14 protein-coding genes are annotated in these 17,815 nt (G+C 49.2%); 12 read left to right on the top strand and 2 right to left on the bottom strand.

The window, feature by feature from the left end:
* Window positions 1-14 precede the first annotated feature (14 nt).
* Entirely contained in the window at window positions 15-1,742 is a 1,728-nt protein-coding gene (gene lysS, locus PRU_RS08745; protein ID WP_013065558.1) for a lysine--tRNA ligase, read from the bottom strand.
* Window positions 1,743-1,898: 156 nt separating this feature from the next.
* Between lysS and PRU_RS08740 the strand changes: the two genes are divergently transcribed.
* From PRU_RS08740 to PRU_RS08700, 9 genes are all read left to right on the top strand, one after another.
* Window positions 1,899-2,879, top strand: a complete 981-nt coding sequence (locus PRU_RS08740) for an ROK family protein (protein ID WP_013063637.1) — start codon at window positions 1,899-1,901, stop codon at window positions 2,877-2,879.
* A 12-nt stretch (window positions 2,880-2,891) separates the two neighbouring features.
* A complete protein-coding gene (locus tag PRU_RS08735; protein ID WP_013064085.1) occupies window positions 2,892-3,890 on the top strand; it encodes an ROK family protein in 999 nt (332 codons plus the stop codon).
* Window positions 3,891-3,907: 17 nt separating this feature from the next.
* A complete protein-coding gene (locus PRU_RS08730; protein WP_013063241.1) occupies window positions 3,908-4,888 on the top strand; it encodes an ROK family protein in 981 nt (326 codons plus the stop codon).
* Between the two features lie 40 nt (window positions 4,889-4,928).
* A complete protein-coding gene (locus tag PRU_RS08725; protein WP_013064861.1) occupies window positions 4,929-5,342 on the top strand; it encodes a PaaI family thioesterase in 414 nt (137 codons plus the stop codon).
* Window positions 5,342-6,382, top strand: coding sequence for an isochorismate synthase (locus PRU_RS08720; protein WP_013063991.1), 1,041 nt, complete (start codon window positions 5,342-5,344; stop codon window positions 6,380-6,382). The genes PRU_RS08725 and PRU_RS08720 overlap by 1 nt, the downstream gene beginning before the upstream one ends.
* Window positions 6,369-8,060 (top strand): 2-succinyl-5-enolpyruvyl-6-hydroxy-3-cyclohexene-1-carboxylic-acid synthase, encoded by a 1,692-nt coding sequence (gene menD / locus PRU_RS08715; protein ID WP_013063213.1) that lies wholly within the window; start codon window positions 6,369-6,371, stop codon window positions 8,058-8,060. The genes PRU_RS08720 and menD overlap by 14 nt, the downstream gene beginning before the upstream one ends.
* Window positions 8,029-8,880 (top strand): 1,4-dihydroxy-2-naphthoyl-CoA synthase, encoded by an 852-nt coding sequence (gene menB, locus PRU_RS08710; RefSeq protein WP_013065251.1) that lies wholly within the window; start codon window positions 8,029-8,031, stop codon window positions 8,878-8,880. Before menD ends, menB begins: the two co-directional genes overlap by 32 nt.
* A 102-nt stretch (window positions 8,881-8,982) precedes the next feature.
* On the top strand, window positions 8,983-10,002 hold the full coding sequence (menC, locus tag PRU_RS08705; protein WP_373314255.1) for an o-succinylbenzoate synthase: 1,020 nt from the start codon (window positions 8,983-8,985) through the stop codon (window positions 10,000-10,002).
* Complete coding sequence (locus PRU_RS08700) at window positions 9,990-10,985, top strand: AMP-binding protein (RefSeq protein ID WP_013065269.1); 996 nt, start codon at window positions 9,990-9,992, stop codon at window positions 10,983-10,985. The genes menC and PRU_RS08700 overlap by 13 nt, the downstream gene beginning before the upstream one ends.
* Before the next feature lie 92 nt (window positions 10,986-11,077).
* Here the strand turns inward: PRU_RS08700 and aroB are convergent, their stop codons facing one another.
* Window positions 11,078-12,127, bottom strand: a complete 1,050-nt coding sequence (gene aroB / locus PRU_RS08695; RefSeq protein WP_013064647.1) for a 3-dehydroquinate synthase — start codon at window positions 12,125-12,127, stop codon at window positions 11,078-11,080.
* Between the two features lie 156 nt (window positions 12,128-12,283).
* On the opposite strand from aroB, the gene PRU_RS08690 reads away from it, so the two are divergent.
* The 3 genes from PRU_RS08690 (at window position 12,284) to guaA (ending at window position 17,741) form a co-directional block, all read left to right on the top strand.
* Window positions 12,284-15,244, top strand: a complete 2,961-nt coding sequence (locus tag PRU_RS08690; protein WP_013063158.1) for a TonB-dependent receptor — start codon at window positions 12,284-12,286, stop codon at window positions 15,242-15,244.
* A gap of 103 nt (window positions 15,245-15,347) precedes the next feature.
* The gene (locus tag PRU_RS08685; RefSeq protein ID WP_041385996.1) at window positions 15,348-16,112 is read left to right on the top strand and encodes a nucleotidyltransferase family protein; all 765 of its coding nucleotides are present in this window, start codon (window positions 15,348-15,350) and stop codon (window positions 16,110-16,112) included.
* A 24-nt stretch (window positions 16,113-16,136) separates the two neighbouring features.
* Window positions 16,137-17,741 carry a glutamine-hydrolyzing GMP synthase gene (gene guaA, locus PRU_RS08680; RefSeq protein WP_013065020.1) on the top strand — a complete coding sequence of 535 codons (1,605 nt, stop codon included), beginning with the start codon at window positions 16,137-16,139 and terminating at the stop codon, window positions 17,739-17,741.
* Window positions 17,742-17,815: the final 74 nt, after the last annotated feature.

Here is a 17,815-nt window from a genome sequence, read left to right as displayed (position 1 = left end):
TTAAACATTAAACATTAAACGTTGGCCTTTTCGATCCAGGCGGCTACTTCATCAACTGAAGGCTTCTGGAGTTCGAGCTTGTACTTCTTGAAGATCTCACCAATCTTCTGCTGCAGCCCCTGGGGCTTCTCGTCCTTAATGTTGGTGATCAGGTTGAAACCAGCCTTGCGGAGTACTGGAACGATATCCTCGGGTACACCAATCTCGGCCCACTCTGCTACAGATGACTGAGGAATCTTCTTCTCAGGCTTCATCTGTGGGAACAGCATTACCTCGCCAATAGCAAACTTACCAGTCATCAGCATCACCAGACGGTCGATACCGATACCAATACCGAATGTAGGAGGCATACCGTACTGGAGGGCACGCAGGAAGTCGTGGTCGATGATCATAGCCTCGTCGTCGCCCTTATCAGCTAACTTCATCTGCTCGATAAAGCGCTCCTCCTGATCGATAGGATCGTTGAGTTCAGAATAAGCATTGGCCAGCTCCTTACCATTAACCATCAGCTCGAAACGCTCGGTGAGACCGGGCTTAGAACGATGCATCTTGGTAAGAGGTGACATCTCAACAGGATAATCGGTGATGAAGGTAGGCTGGATGAAGGTGCTCTCGCAGAACTCACCAAAGAGCTCATCGATCAGCTTACCCTTACCCATGGTCTCATCTACATCCATGCCCTTAGAGAGGCAGAATGCACGAATCTCGTCCTCGGTCTTGCCATCGCAATCGAAACCTGTCTTCTCCTTGATCGCATCGAGGATAGGCAGGCGACGGAATGGGGCCTTGAATGAGATAACCTTACCATCAATCTCAACCTCGGGCTTGCCGTTTACAGCTGTACAGATCTCCTCGAGCATCTTCTCGGTGAAGGTCATACCCCACAGCAGATCCTTATAGCTCACGTAGAGCTCCATGCAGGTGAACTCAGGGTTGTGGGTCTTGTCCATACCCTCGTTACGGAAGTTCTTACCCATCTCGTAAACACCCTCGAAACCACCTACAATCAGGCGCTTCAGGTAAAGCTCGGTGGCAATACGCATGTACATGTCCTGATTCAGGGCATTGAAGTGGGTGATGAATGGACGGGCTGATGCACCACCTGCGATGCTCTGCAGGATAGGTGTGTCAACCTCGGTATAACCAGCATTGTCGAGAATGCTACGCATGGTGCGAATGATAGTTGCACGCTTCAGGAAGGTATCCTTTACGCCCTCGTTAACTACCAGGTCGACATAACGCTGGCGATAACGCAACTCGGGATCATCAAACTTATCGTAGGCCACACCATCCTTGTACTTCACGATAGGCAGTGGCTTAAGGCTCTTTGAAAGCAGTGTAAGCTCTGAGGCATGTACAGAAATCTCACCAGTCTGGGTGCGGAAAACCTTACCCTTAACACCGATGAAATCGCCAATATCGAGCAAACGCTTGAATACATTATTATATAGGTCCTTGTTCTCGCCTGGGCAGATATCATCGCGAGTGATGTACACCTGGATACGGCCCTTTGAGTCCTGAAGCTCGGCAAAAGATGCCTTACCCATGACACGACGGCTCATCATACGACCTGCGATAACGACCTCACGATCCTCATCGTCCTTGAAACTTTCCTTAATTTCTGTGCTGAATGCATTTGTTGGGAACTCGGCTGCAGGATAGGGATCGATGCCCATCGAGCGCAGTTCCTGAAGGCTCTGACGCCTTCCGATTTCTTGTTCGCTTAACTCTAAAATGTTCATCTTTAATATTCGAATATTTCAATTTTATGGCTGCAAAGTTACGGAAATTTCTCGAAAAATGCAAGATTCGAGTAAATATTTGCAAAAAAAGTGAGAAAGATTTGCTCAGTCTCTAAAAAAAGTATATATTTGTGGCTGATAACTGAGAACACTTTGATGGAACAAGAAACAATCAAGAAAAGGGTCATCGGGATTGATATCAGTCTTGAAGCCACCTCTTACGCAATTGTTGACGTGAAGGGTGAGGTGGTTGTGATGGACAGCTTCCCGACATTAGACTATCCGGATATAAACCTATTTGTATCAGTGCTGAGTGAGCGCGTGATGGAAATGGTGGAACGCAACGGTGGCTACGAGAGCATTCGTTCGGTAGGCATCAGTGCGCCCAGCGCCAACTTCATGACAGGCAGCATTGAGAATGCACCTAACCTGCCTTGGAAAGGCGTTATTCCCTTAGCTACTTTGCTTAGAGAACGTACTGGCTACGCTGTGGCTGTGGCTAATAATGCAGATGTAAGAGCTCTGGGTGAGCATACCTACGGACTGGCCAGAGGCATGCGCGACTTTGTGGTACTTACCATGGGCAGTGGCATTGGTAGCTGTATGTTTTCGAATGGCTTGATACATAAAGGTAACGAAGGTTTTGCTGGTGAGATTGGTCATACTTGTGTGGTAAATGGCGGCAGACAGTGCAGCTGTGGTAACAAAGGTTGCTTAGAGGCCTACGTGGCAAAAAAAGGCATCGTAGCTACTGCCAAAGAACTGTTGGACGAAACAACCACACCATCGTTGATGCGTGGCGTTGAGAATCTGAAGGCCTTGCAGATTGCTGAGTTTTGCGATCAGGGTGACGAACTGTCTATCGAAGTGTACCGCAGAACAGGTGAGATGTTGGGATATGGATTGGCCAACTATGCATCGCTGGTAGATCCTGAGGCCTTTATCTTTACCGGCGGGCTTACAAAGGCTGGTAAATGGTTGTTTGAACCTGCCAGAGAGACCTTTGATAAAATGGTGTTCCATAATACCTATGGCAAAACCCAGTTCCTGATTTCTGAGGAGTACAAGTCCTCGAATGACATGTTAGGCGCCAGTGCCTTGGCATGGGAAGTAAGAGAATATTCGTTGTTTAAATAACAGAGAATAGTTATGGAGAAGAAAGACGAGAGCATCGACCAGATTAAAACACGTGTAGTAGGAATCGATATCCGTGTGGATCGTACCACTTTTGCTGTGGTAGATATCAGAGGTGAGATTGTGGCACAGGATTATTTCCTGACTTCCGACTATACTGATATTAATGAATACGTAGCGGCCCTTTGCGAGCGCGTGGTTGCGCTGGTTGAGGAGAACGGTGGTTACGAAACCATCCGCTCGGTAGGTGTGAGTGCGCCTAGTGCCAGTGCGGTAACAGGTTGCATTGAGAATGCGGCCAATCTGCCTTGGAAGGGTGTGATACCTCTGGGAGCAATGCTGAGAGACCAGTTAGGACTGGCTGTGGCAGTGGCTAACGATGCTCATATTACAGCGCTCAGCGAGAAATCGTACGGAAGTGCGCATGGCATGAAGGACTTTGTAGTGATCTCAATCAGTCATGGCGGACTGGGTAGCTGTTTCTTCTCAAACGGTCAGCCCCATCTGGGCTTTAATGGCTTTGCTGGCGAACTGGGTCATACTTGTGTAGAGTTGAACGGCAGGCAGTGTGGTTGTGGTAACAAAGGCTGTTTGGAGGCTTATTGCTCGGAGAAGGGCTTGATTAAGACTGCCGAAGAGCTGATTGCTGCCAGTAAGGAACCCACATTGCTGAGTGAGCAGCAGGAGCTGAGCATCAAGACGATTGCTGACTGTTGTTATAAAGGTGATAAAGTGGCCATCGAGGTATTCCGTAAGACTGGAGAGATATTGGGATTGGGTATGGCCAACTATGCATCAGTGTTGAACCCTGAGGCTATTATCCTGACAGGCGATATGACGCAGGCAGGTAAGTGGCTGTTGAAACCCATGCGTGCCTCGTTCGAGGAGCACGTTTTCCATAACATCAAGAATAAGACCCGTATCCTGGTGTCGATTCTCAAGGAAGGTGAGCGTGATGTGCTTGGCGCCAGCGCTCTGGCATGGGATGTGAAGGAATATTCGTTGTTTAAATAATAACTAGACCTATATCTATGGAGGAGTATAAGATTAAAACGAAAGTTGTAGGTGTCGACATCAGTAATGAACTGACCACCTATGCCATTGTGGATATCCGCGGTAATATTATTGCCGAGGAATCGTTCCTTACATGCGGCTATTCGGATGTGAACAACTTTGTGACTGCCTTGAGCGATAAGATTGTGAATCTGGTTGAGGCTAATGGCGGTTACGAAACCATTCGTTCCATTGGTGTTAGTTCGCCCAGTGCCAGCTCGGTTTCGGGCTGTATCGAGAACGCAGCCAACCTGCCTTGGAAAGGTATCGTACCTCTGAGTGCTATGCTGCGCGACCGCATTGGATTGGCTGTAGGTTTGTCGAACGATGCCCACGTATCGGCTCTTGGCGAGTATACCTTTGGTTGTGCCCATGGTATGAAGAATTTCATTATTCTCAGTCTGGGTGTGGGTATAGGCAGCTGTTTCTTCACGGCAGGCGACGACCATATCGGACATAATGGCTATGCCGGTGAGTTTGGTCACACCTGTGTCGTGAAGAACGGTCGTGCTTGTGGTTGTGGTCATACTGGCTGCTTGGAGTCGTATGTCGGTGCTGCTGGTATTATCAATACCGCCAAGGAACTGATGGCTGAGAGTGAGGCGCCTACAATCATGCGTAATCTTGAGAAGCTATCACCACGTACCATCAAGGAGTGCTGCGACCAGGGCGACGAGATGGCTATCGAGGTGTACCGTCGTACAGGTGAGATGTTAGGTCTGGGATTAGCCAACTACGCATCGCTTGTGGATCCTGAGGCTATCATCCTTACAGGTGGTATCTCGCATGCTGGCAAGTGGTTGTTAGACCCAACGTGCAAGTCGTTCGAGGAGCATGTGTTTGGCAATTTGCGAGGCAAGGTTAAGATGCTTGTTTCGAAACTTGAAGATAGAGAACGCGATGTGCTTGGTGCCAGTGCCCTGGCCTGGAGTGTACCAGAGTACTCGCTGTTTAAATAAAATGTAAAAATTCAAAAATTTAAGAATTAAAAAATTCAGAGTGAACGTAGAGAAGATAGTAGAGATTATTAACGCAAAGCCGAATTTAAGTACAGCCCTCGGGATGGAATTTATTTCTACTCCCGAGGTTGATACTTGTTTGGCGAAAATGAAAGTTGATGAGCGAAATCGCCAGCCATTCGGCTTTTTGAGTGGTGGCGCTTCGTTGGCTCTGGCCGAGAATGTGGCCGGGGTGGCATCGTCGGCTCTCTGTCCTGGATGCGCCTGTGTGGGCATCGAGGTTACTGGGAGTCATGTGAAAGCTGTGGTTGAAGGCGACACGGTAACTGCCTTCGCAAAGATGTTGCACAAGGGAAAGACGCTGCATGTGTGGAATGTGGATATCAAGGACACGGCAGGCGATCTGATATCAAATGTGCGAGTTACTAACTATGTTATTAAGCAGAAGAAATAATGTCAGCATACGCTATTTACAGATTACCCCATGAAGACCACGCCACACTGATTACCCAATCGGTGGGTGAGCCCATGGAATTGCATTCGCTGACAGAGTTGAATGGTAAACAGGGTTTTGTAGTGGCCCCCTTCGAGGTGAAGGCCGACCAGCCCGTGGTTTTGATACAAGGAAAAACAGAGATGATTGCTTTGAGCAACGAGCAACTAACTGCTGATGATGGAAAAAACAGGTTGCCAAGCGATATGTCGAATTATTATAAGGTTGACTTTGCTAACTATCACTCGCAGTTAGAGGCAGATAAGTTCCGCAAGATAGTGTTGGCACGCTGTGCCGATGAGCAGATGCCCAATGGTGTAAAACCTATCGACCTGTTCTATCGTGCCTGCCAGCTTTACCCCCGTCTGTTCATCGCACTGGTGGATACTGAGAAGAGTGGGTGCTGGTTAACTGCTACCCCAGAGATCCTGCTGGATGGGCATGGTGCCGATTGGCGAACCATCGCCTTGGCAGGAACCATGAAACTGGAGGGCGACCAGCTGGATGGCGAAGGCGAAACACTTACCTGGAGTACCAAGAATATTCAGGAGCAGCGCATTGTGGCCACCTATATCACCGAGTGCCTGGAGCTGTTTACGGGTGATTTCCGTGAGGAGGGTCCTCGCACTGTACGAGCCGCTAACCTGGTACACCTGCGTAGCGACTTTACCTTTAAGTTGGCCGACAACAATAAAATTGGCGATTTGTTACAGGCCTTGCATCCTACACCTGCCGTGTGTGGACTGCCTAAGCGCGAGGCCTTTAAGTTTATAGTAAAGAACGAGCATACCCCACGTCGATATTACAGTGGGTTTATGGGACCTGTTGCACTGGAGGATACCCATCTCTATGTGTCGCTAAGATGTATGAACATCGATGGCGATGTGTGTCATCTCTACGCTGGCGGCGGACTGTTGAAAGACAGCGTCGAAGAGCAGGAGTGGTTGGAAACTGAAGCGAAAATGGAAACAATGAAAAAGCTATTATATGTACAGCAGTAAGCAGAACGTAAACATACTGACAAGTTTGTTGGTAGCGCATGGAGTTAGATACGCAGTAGTTTGTCCTGGTAGTCGTAACTCGGCTATTGTTCATAACCTGAACGAGTGCCCTGATATCGAGTGCTATCCTGTAACTGATGAACGTAGTGCAGGATTCTATGCCTTAGGTATCGCACAGGTGGTTCATCGCCCCGTAGCCGTATGCGTAACCAGTGGTACGGCTTTGCTGAATGTGGCCCCAGCTGTGGCCGAGGCTTATTATCAGCACATGCCATTGGTGGTGATTTCAGCCGATCGTCCTGCACAGTGGATCGATCAGTTGGATGGTCAGACGCTACCTCAGCCCGATGCCTTGGGGCGCTTTGTGAAAAAGGCTGTGAACCTGCCCGAGGAGTATAACGATGAGTTGCATTGGTACTGTAACCGCCTGGTTAACGAGGCCATGAACGAGACCCGCCACCATGGTTGTGGTCCTGTACATATCAATGTGCCCATCTCAGAGCCCCTGTTCGAGTATAATGTCGAAGAACTTCCTCAGGAGCGTGTTATTCAGCTACTTACACCACGTAGCAATGCGGCTTTGATATCGTTGGAGTGCGCAGGCCAGTTTGCCGAGGCCAAGAAACCTATGGTGGTTATTGGTCAGATGTCTACCGAAGACTTGATTCCTCAGGAGCTGTTCATGCTCTCACAGTGTGCTGTGGTGGTACACGAGGCACTGAGTGTAGGTAAGGGTGGTACCAATTTCGATGAGGTGATACATGTGTTGGGCGACAACCCCGCTTACCAGCCCGACTTTGTGCTTTACTTAGGCGATACACTAGTTAGCAAGCGCTTTAAAAAGTGGTTGCGTGGCCTGAAGGATTGTCATATCTGGGCTGTTACCGAGGATGGTAGCATTCACGATACCTCTATGCAGTTGTATGGTGTGATCGAGGGTAGTCCTGCCGATGTGATCGAGGATCTGGTGAACGCCATCAAGTTCAAGGCCATCAGTTCTACTGCTACCTTTAAGGCCCGATGGGATCAGGCCACCCGACTGGCAGCCTATCGTGCCATGAAGTTCGAACCCGAGTATTCGCAGATGGCTGCTGTCAAGTATCTGGAGGATAAACTGGGCAAGGCCATCTATCGCTATATCCATTATGGTAATAGTAGTCCTATCCGTTTTGCCAATCTCTATGCCAAGCACTATGTGTTCTGTAACCGTGGTGTGAATGGTATCGAGGGCTCACTATCTACAGCTGCAGGCTGCTCGATTGTTACTGGCGACGAGAAGGTGCTGTGCGTGCTGGGCGATCTGAGTTTCTTCTACGATCAGAATGCCCTGTGGAATCAGAACCTGAATGGCAACCTGCATATCATTGTGCTGAATAATGGCAAGGGTGGTATCTTTAACATGCTGAAGGGTCTGGAACAGAGTCCTGTTCGTGATAGCTTCATTTCTGGTGCGCATCACACCACAGCCCAGGGCATCTGTAAGCAGAACAACATCCGCTATATGAAGGCCACCAATATGGAGGAGATGCAGCAGTGTGTCGACAACTTATTAAATAAGAAATCTACTCGTCCTGTATTGCTCGAGATATTTACCGATGCTGATGAGGACGAGCGTGTAGCAAAAACATATTATCAAATTTTGAAAAATGAGAAACTGGCAAACGATAAGAGAGTTTAAGGAGATTTTGTTTGAGGAGTATAACGGTATCGCCAAGATTACCATTAATCGTCCGCGCTATCGCAATGCCTTTACCCCCAAGACCACTTGGGAGTTGAGTCAGGCTTTTGCTATGTGTCGCGAGATGCAGGATATCAGTGTGGTATTGTTGACTGGTGCTATGAGCGAGGTGCCCGAGGGTAAGACCCTGGCCGATGTAAAGCATGCTTTCTGCTCTGGTGGCGATATGCACGTAAAGGGTCGTGGTGGCTATGTAGATGAAGAGGGTGTGCCCCGTTTGAGCGTGCTTGATGTGCAGATGCAGATTCGTCGCTTGCCCAAGCCTGTTATTGCAATGGTGAATGGTTATGCCATTGGTGGTGGACACGTGCTGCACCTGGTGTGCGACCTGACGATTGCCTCAGAGAATGCTATCTTTGGTCAGACTGGTCCTAAGGTAGGTTCATTCGATGCTGGTTTTGGTTCGTCGTACCTGGCTCGTATCGTGGGTCAGAAGAAGGCGCGTGAGATATGGTTCTTGTGTCGTCAGTACACTGCCAAGGAGGCCGAGGAGATGGGCATGGTAAACAAGGTTGTGCCTATCGAGCGCCTGGAGGACGAGTGCGTAGAGTGGGCTGAGATTATGATGGAACGTTCGCCATTGGCCCTGCGTATGATCAAAGCTGGCTTGAATGCCGAGTTGGATGGTCAGGCTGGTATCCAGGAGTTAGCTGGCGATTGCACTATGCTGTATTACTTCCTGGATGAGGCCCAGGAGGGTGGCAAGGCTTTCCTTGAAAAACGTAAGCCTGATTTCAAGAAATACCCAAAGTTGCCTTGATTTATTAGGCACGGATTCTTGGACGAGCCAAGCGGCCGCTCGACCTATGGTCGCTTGCAAGGCAAGAAAGCCGAGCGAACACGGCCTTTATTAATGAAGATAATTATGCGATTTGAAATAGAAAAAAAAATATTGCATTTTAAACAACCCGCGGGGACTTCTCGCGGGGTTTATTTAACCCGCACGATGTGGCTGATTCATCTGAGTGATGGTGATAAGCAGGGTGTGGGCGAGTGTGCACCGTTGCCCGATCTGAGTTGCGATGCGATGCCCGACGAGCAGTATGAAGCTAAACTGAAGGAGTTTTGCGAGGCATTCTGTGCCAAGGGCGAGATGGATTATGATGCTCTGCGCGATTATCCCTCGATGCTGTTTGGATTGGAAACAGCCTGGCTGAATCTGCAAAAGGGCGAAAAACTCTTCGATACTGCTTTTTCGCGTGGCGAGGTGGGCATCCCCATCAACGGACTGGTGTGGATGGGCAATTACGAGGAGATGCTGCAGCGCATGGAGGAGAAACTGAAGTTGGGTTTCCGCTGTGTGAAACTGAAGATTGGTGCCATCGACTTTGAAAAGGAGTTTGATTTGGTAAAGCGTATCCGCGAGCGCTTCTCGCATCACGAGGTGGAGTTGCGCTTGGATGCCAATGGTGGTTTTACCTACGATGAGGCGCTGTATAAACTTGAACTCTTGTCGCAGTACAATATCCATTCTATCGAGCAGCCCATCAAGCAAGGTCAGTGGGCTTATATGGCCGAACTCTGCAGGGAGTCGCCCCTGCCTATCGCCCTTGATGAGGAGCTGATAGGTGTGAATGATGCGGAGATGAAGCGTCATATGCTCGAGATTATCAAGCCCCGCTATATCATCCTCAAGCCTTCGTTGCATGGTGGTATGATGGGTAGTAAGGAGTGGATTGATATCGCTCGCAGTCTGCATATCGGCTCGTGGATTACCTCGGCCCTTGAGAGTAATATCGGTTTGAATGCCATCGCCCAGTTTGCTTCGAGTGTGTATGGCGACGATATCAGCATGCCACAGGGCTTAGGCACTGGTCAGCTGTTTACTGATAACATCGAAATGCCCCTCACCATTCAAGGCGATCAACTATGGCGTTTATAGACGAGTGGAATAATGATTCGGCGTATGTTGAGGTGAAAACCAGTGGTAGTACTGGTGAGCCCAAACGTATGCTGGTAGAGAAGCGCAGGATGCTTAATTCTGCACGCATAACCTGCGACTTTTTGGGATTGAAGCCTGGCGATACGGCGCTGCTGTGTATGAGTACCGATTATATTGCTGGTAAGATGATGGTGGTACGCTCTATTGAGCGTGGCCTTAAATTAATTGAGGTGCCCCCCTGTGGGCATCCACTTGACATTAAACATTTAACATTAAACATTAAACATTCTCAATTTTCAATTTTCAATTTTCAATTTGATTTTGCCGCCATGGTGCCTATGCAGGTGTATAACTCATTGCAGGTGCCTGAGGAGAAGGAGCGACTGATGGCTATCCGACATCTGATTATTGGTGGTGGTGCTATCGACGAGGCGATGGAGGCCGAGCTGCGTACCTTCCCCCATGCTGTTTGGAGCACATATGGTATGACGGAGACACTCTCGCATATCGCCCTGCGTCGCATCAGTGGCCCTGAGGCCTCTGAGTGGTACATGCCTTTCCCCACCGTTAAGTTGAGTACTACCGACGAGGGTTGTCTGGTGATTGATGCTCCTGAGGTTTGCGCCCAGACATTGACTACCAACGATATTGTAGAGTTGAAGTCCGATGGAAGATTCCGCATCCGTGGTCGTAAGGACAATGTGATTTGTTCGGGTGGTATCAAGATTCAGATCGAGGAGGTTGAGCAAATTCTAAAAAAGTACATGCGCGTACCTTATATTATAAGTAAACGTAAGGACGAGAAGTTTGGTGAGATAGTGGTGCTGTTGACCGAGGGTGATACCGCCGAGGCGCAAACCATCTGCGAGCAGGTGCTGCCCAAGTACCATCAACCTAAAGTTTACTTGCACGTAAACCAAATACCGCTTACCGAAACAGGCAAACCAGCCCGAAAAAGGGCCGAAGAACTGGCTAAAAAGTGAATAGGACTACTCTCGCGAGCAGTCCTACTCTGATTAGTTAGTAATATGATTAGGTCTATTAAGTTGAATTGGTTTGTGTTAAGACACCAGCATCAGCTTTCTCTATAAAAGTCGAATGCCTCATAGATTTCTTCCTTCGTAGCCGTCTGGTCGATAAGGATGTCGCCTACACCTCCCAGCAGTGTGAAGTTTATGATGCCAGCTATATTTTTCTTGTCGTGCGTCATCAGCTCCAACAGGGTGGGGTAATCATCGCACGTAATGTTCATCTTTCCGTAGTGATCCAATATGAATCTTACCGTCTGGCGCATCTTATCAGTGGGGAATCCCGTCTTGATGGCGCTCAGGTACAGCTCTACTATCAGGCCCCATGCCACAGCGTAGCCGTGCAGTACGGGATTGTGCTTCAGAGCGAACGATTCGAACGCGTGTCCAGCGGTATGACCTAAGTTCAATGCCTTGCGGATGCCCTTCTCGGTGGGGTCTTCGGTTACGATGCGCTGCTTTACAGCTACCGATTCGGCCACCATACGCTTTAACTGTTCCAGATCGGGGTGCTCGATATCAAACGAGAGTAACTCGCCCAGCATCTTCGCATCATTAATCAGTCCGTGTTTCAGCATCTCGGCATAACCCGACAGCATGTTCTCTGTATCCAGGGTTTTCAGAAATTCAGTATCCAGTATCACGCTCTTGGCATTGTTAAACACGCCAATCTCGTTTTTCAGGCCTAAAAAGTTGATGCCTGTCTTGCCACCTACCGATGCATCTACCATCGAGAGCAGGGTAGTGGGGATGTTAATGTAGTTAATGCCGCGCTTAAAGGTTGAAGCGGCAAAACCACCTAAGTCGGTTACCATGCCACCGCCTATATTTATTAATAAGGTGTGACGTGTAGCACCGCCCTCGCTCAAGTCGTGCCATACATGGCTCAGCGAAGCCAGGTTCTTATGCGTATCAGTAGCTTCGATCGTGATGCGCTTAGCGCCTGCCATGCATTCGAACTGCTCGATAACTGGCAGACAGCACTCAACTGTGGTCTCGTCGGCCAGGACGAAAACCTTATCGTGTTCACACTCTGCTATAGCTTCAGCGAGTGTACGATCTAGCTGGTCTGATATGACAACTTTCTGTGGGCTCATTGTTTGGTGCCGTAGTTGACTTTTTAATTTTTATAGAGTGCAAAGATAACATTATTTTTTTAAAACGTAACAAATTAAACAAAAAAATAGCCTATAGGTTAAACTTTTTTTTTGAAAAGGCGTCAAACTTTCAAAAAAACGTAGAAAAAAGTAGCAATGAGAAGATTATTACTATTCATGATGGCCGTAATGTTTACGGTATTGTCGGTACACGCACAGCGCGTGGTTACAGGTAAAGTGATTGAGCAGGATACGCAGGATGCAGTTATTCAGGCCACCGCTTCTATTCTCTCAGGCGAGAAGGTTGTGGCCAATGGTGTTACCAACACCGATGGTGCATTCCGTGTTACAGCCCCCAGCGATGGTACTTACACCTTGAAGATTACCTACGTGGGCTTTAAGACTTACACCAAGAAGTTTACTTTAAAGGATGGTAAGGGTTACAATGCCGGCACCATCTCGCTCAGTCCCGATGCTATCATGCTGAAGGGTGCCACTGTTACAGCACGCGCCTCGAAGGTGACACTGAAGGCCGACACCTTTGTATATAATGCTGCTGCCTTCCGTACCCCCGAGGGCTCGGTAGTTGAGGAGCTGGTTAAGCGTCTGCCTGGTGCCGAGGTGAGCGACGATGGTACTATTAAGATTAATGGTAAGGAGGTGAAGAAGATTCTGGTAGATGGTAAGGAGTTTATGACTGGCGATACCAAGACTGCCATGAAGAATCTGCCTACCAATATCATCGACCGCATTAAGGCTTACGATAAGCAGAGCGACCTGGCCCGTGTATCAGGTATCGAGGATGGCGAAGAGGAGACTGTGCTCGACTTTGGTATCAAGCAGGGTATGAACAAGGGCTTTATGATGAATGCCGACCTTGCCGCAGGTACTAAGAACCGTTATGCAGGCCGTATCTTCGGTGGTATCATGAATAGCGATATGAAGGTGTTCCTGATGACCAATGCCAACAACACCAACGATATGGGATTCCCCGGTGGTGGCGGTGGTGGCCGTTTTGGCGGTGGTCGCCAGGGTCTTACAGCTAATAAGATGACTGGTATCAACCTGAACTACGAGAATACAGGTAAGCTGGTTCTGGATGGTAGTGTACGTTGGAACCACAGCGATGGCGATGCCCTCTCAAAGGTTACCAGCATGACTATGTATGGTGCTACCAACTCGCAGTATGGTAACAGTCTTACACAGAACTATACCCGTTCTAACAACTGGAATGCCCAGATGCGTTTGGAGTGGACCCCCGACTCGATGACCAACATCATGTTCCGCCCAAACTTCCGTTATAACTCTCAGGATGGCGATAACGAGGGTGCCGAGGCTACCTTTACTGCCAATCCTTTCGACAATAAGCGTATCACTAGTCCGCTCGACCAGTTGGATGAGCTGAAGGATTTCCTGAAGAACAACCGTACGCAGAACAGCGTATCGTATAGCGATTCAAAGAATGTAAGTGGTATGTTGCAGTTCAACCGTCGTCTCAGCAATACAGGTCGTAACATCACTGTACAGCTGAATGCAGGTTGGAGCGACGGCACCAGCAAATCGGCTTCAAACAGCCTGATTAACTATTACACCTTAGGAATTGTCGATTCAACCACCATTACCAATCGTTATTCTATCACCCCAACCAAGAACTGGAACTATAGCGCACGCATTACTTATAGCGAGCCTATTCTGCCTCGCACTTACTTGCAGTTCAGCTATCAGTACCAGTACCGTTTCCAGAAGAGCGATCGTGGTACCTATGATTTCAGTAAGGTTGATCCCGTTGCTGCATGGAATGGTGGTTATCGCTCATGGGATGAGTATCTGGGCCAGTTTGGTCGTATCACTTCGCTCGATCCTTATCGCGATGATAGCCAGAGCCGCTACTCTGAGTATCAGAACTACATCCACACCGCTGAGTTGATGCTGCGTATCGTTCGCAACTCATATACCTTTAATATTGGTGTGCAGATGGTGCCTCAGAAGTCGCACTTTATTCAGGACTACAAGGGTATCCATGCCGATACCACCCGCACTGTTACCAACTTTGCACCTACCATGGACTTCCGTTGGAAGAAGTCGCAGACTGGTCAGTTGCGCTTCACCTATCGTGCCAACACCTCGCAGCCCTCTATGAGCGATCTGCTGGATATCGTAGATAACAGCGACCCCTTGAACATTACACGAGGTAACCCTGGCTTGAAGCCTTCGTTCCGTCAGAACTTCCAGCTGTTCTACAACGATTACTTCCAGAAGCACCAGCGTGCTGTGATGACATTCGTAAACTTCTCTACCACCGCTAACTCTATCGCCAACAAGGTTACCCTGTTGGATGGTGGTGCACGTATGACTCGTCCTGAGAATATCAATGGTAACTGGAATGCCAACGTTGGCTTTATGTTCAACACAGCCATCGACTCGGCTGGTTACTTTAACGTGAATACATTTACTAACTTTGGATACAACCACAACGTAGGTTTTGTTAATGATGGTGTGAGCGATGCCAAGGCTGTTACTAAGTCGCAGACCATCATGGAGCGCCTGGCTTTCAGCTATCGTAACGATTGGTTGGAGATCGAGCTCAACGGATCGCTCAACTACAACCGCAACCGTAGCGAGTTGCAAACCAGTAATAACCTTGATACCTGGCAGTTTACCTACGGAGGTATGGTGGGCGTAACAGCTCCTTGGGGCACATCGCTTACTACCAACCTGAACATGCAGAGCCGTCGTGGTTACTACGATGCCTCGATGAACACCAACGAGCTTATCTGGAATGCCCAGCTCTCGCAGAGCTTCCTCAAGGGTAAGCCCCTTACCATCTCGCTGCAGCTGTACGACATCCTGCACCAGCAGAGCACATTGTCGAGCACAGTCACAGCTATGATGCGTAACGATACCCAGTACAATGCCGTTACCAGCTATGGCATGGTTCACGTCATCTATCGTTTGAACCTGTTTGGTGGTAAGGCTGGTCGTCAGGGTGGCTTTGGTGGCCCTGGTGGTCCTGGTCGTGGTGGCTTTGGTGGTCCTGGCGGTGGTCGCCCAGGTGGTGGTGGCTTCGGCGGCGGTCGTCGTGGTGGCGGCGGCTTCGGAGGCCCACGTATGTTCTAACTAACTTATTAACAGAATTGCTCCAAAATTTTTTGGGGCAATTTCTTTTTTATCTCCCAAAAAAGTGCTACCTTTGCACCCCAAATAAAGCATAGTGCGCCGAATGAAGCAAGCGATGATATTTGCCGCAGGGCTTGGCACTCGTCTCAAGCCACTAACCGACACCATGCCTAAGGCACTGGTGAGGGTAGGGGGGCAGCCGCTCATTTGGCATGTAATACAAAAACTTAAATCCTCTGGTTATGAGCGCATTGTGGTAAATGTTCACCACTTTGCCGATCAGATTGTAACCTATCTTGAGGAAAATCATAACTTTGGTTTGGATATCCGTATCAGCGACGAAACCAGTGCGCTGCTCGAAACAGGTGGTGGCATCAAGAAGGCGCTGCCTTTGTTTGATGCCAATGAGCCCATCCTGATTCATAATGTGGATATCCTGAGCAATCTCGACCTCGAGGCGCTGCCCATGGGTGCCCCCTTGCTGGTAGTCAGCGAGCGCCAGACCAAGCGTTATCTGATGTTCGATGACGAGATGCGCCTGCATGGCTGGACCAACATCGAAACCGGCGCTCTCAAAGGCCCCATCTCTAATGGTCAATGGTCAATGGTCCGCTCCAGCTCTGCTGGCTTGCAAGGCAAGAATGGTCAATTGCGAAAGCTCGCTTTTTCGGGCATTCACGTGTTCCACCCATCACTCGTGCCATTGTTGGATGAGTGGCCCGATCGCTTCCCCATTATGGACTTTTATCTCAAGGCCTGTGGCACCCATCTGATTCGTGGTTACGAGGCCAAGGATCTGAGGTTGATGGACGTAGGCAAACTCGACACCCTCGATCAAGCCGAAGCGTTTATCAATAGTAAATTGTAAATTGTCAAATTGTAAATTATATCTATGACACAGAAGATTATTATTCTCGATTTCGGTTCGCAAACCACGCAGCTTATCGGCCGCCGTGTGCGCGAGCTGGACACCTTCTGCGAGATTATGCCCTACAACAAATTTCCGAAGGACGATCCCTCGGTGATTGGTGTAATTCTGAGTGGTTCGCCCTACTCGGTACACGATCCTGAGGCTTTCAAGGTCGACCTGTTGCAGTTTGTAGGTCGTGTGCCAGTGCTGGGTATCTGCTATGGTGCTCAGTTCATCAGTCACACCCTGGGTGGTAAGGTCGAAAAGGCCGACTCTCGCGAGTATGGACGTGCCAACCTTGAGACTGTCGACACCACGAATCCCCTGTTCAAAGGTTTCGAGCAGCACTCACAGGTATGGATGAGCCATGGCGACACCATCACCTCAATCCCCGAGGGTTTCGAGGTTATTGGTTCTACTAAGGACGTTAAGAACGCTGCATTCTGGCGCGATGGCGTATGGGCTGTACAGTTCCACCCCGAGGTGTTCCACACCCTGCAGGGCACACAGCTCCTGAAGAACTTCGTAGTTGATATCTGTGGCAGTAAGCAGGAGTGGAGTGCCGCTTCGTTCGTCGATTCTACAGTAGCTGAGCTCAAGGCTCAGCTGGGCGACGACCGTGTGATTCTCGGCCTCTCAGGTGGTGTCGATTCATCTGTTGCTGCTGTACTGCTCAACAAGGCTATCGGCAATCGCCTTACCTGTATCTTTGTAGATCATGGTATGCTGCGTAAGAACGAGTTCAACCAGGTAATGGACGACTACAAGGTGCTGGGCCTGAACGTGATTGGTGTTGATGCCAGCGCTAAGTTCTTTGCCGATCTGGCTGGTGTTACCGATCCTGAGCAGAAGCGTAAGATTATCGGTCGCGACTTTGTCGAGGTGTTCAATGCCGAGGCTAAGAAGATTACCGATGCCAAGTGGCTGGCTCAGGGTACTATCTACCCCGACCGTATCGAGAGCTTGAATATTACAGGTAAGGTGATTAAGAGCCACCACAACGTAGGCGGTCTGCCTAAGGAAATGCACTTGCAGCTTTGCGAGCCCCTGCAGTGGTTGTTCAAGGACGAGGTTCGTCGTGTAGGTCGCCAGTTGGGCATGCCCGAACACTTGATTACCCGTCACCCCTTCCCTGGTCCTGGCTTGGCTGTTCGTATCCTGGGCGATATCACTCCTGAGAAGGTACGTATCCTGCAGGATGCCGACGATATCTATATCCGCGGTCTGCGCGATTACAAGGTAAAGCTGAGTGGCGAAGAGGCCCGCAAGGTGCTGGCTGCCGGTATCCCTGCCGATATGAAGGATGGCGAGATCGAGGTTTCGCTCTACGATCAGATCTGGCAGGCAGGTGCCATCCTGCTTTCTACTGTTCGCAGTGTAGGTGTGATGGGCGATGAGCGTACCTACGAGCATCCCGTAGCCCTGCGTGCTGTAACCAGTACCGATGCAATGACAGCCGACTGGGCACATCTGCCTTACGACTTCATGGCTAAGGTAAGTAACGAGATTATTAATAAGGTACGTGGCGTAAACCGCGTTTGCTACGATATCTCGTCGAAACCACCCGCAACCATCGAGTGGGAGTAAACATCATCACATTAAAAGCTCTGCCGCAAGGCAGGGCTTTTTTGTTAAAATCCTTAAATTACTTGCAACTATCA

Origin of the sequence: Xylanibacter ruminicola 23 (assembly GCF_000025925.1) — a bacterium.
Taxonomy (GTDB): domain Bacteria; phylum Bacteroidota; class Bacteroidia; order Bacteroidales; family Bacteroidaceae; genus Prevotella; species Prevotella ruminicola.
This window is presented reverse-complemented; position numbering and strand designations above follow the sequence as displayed.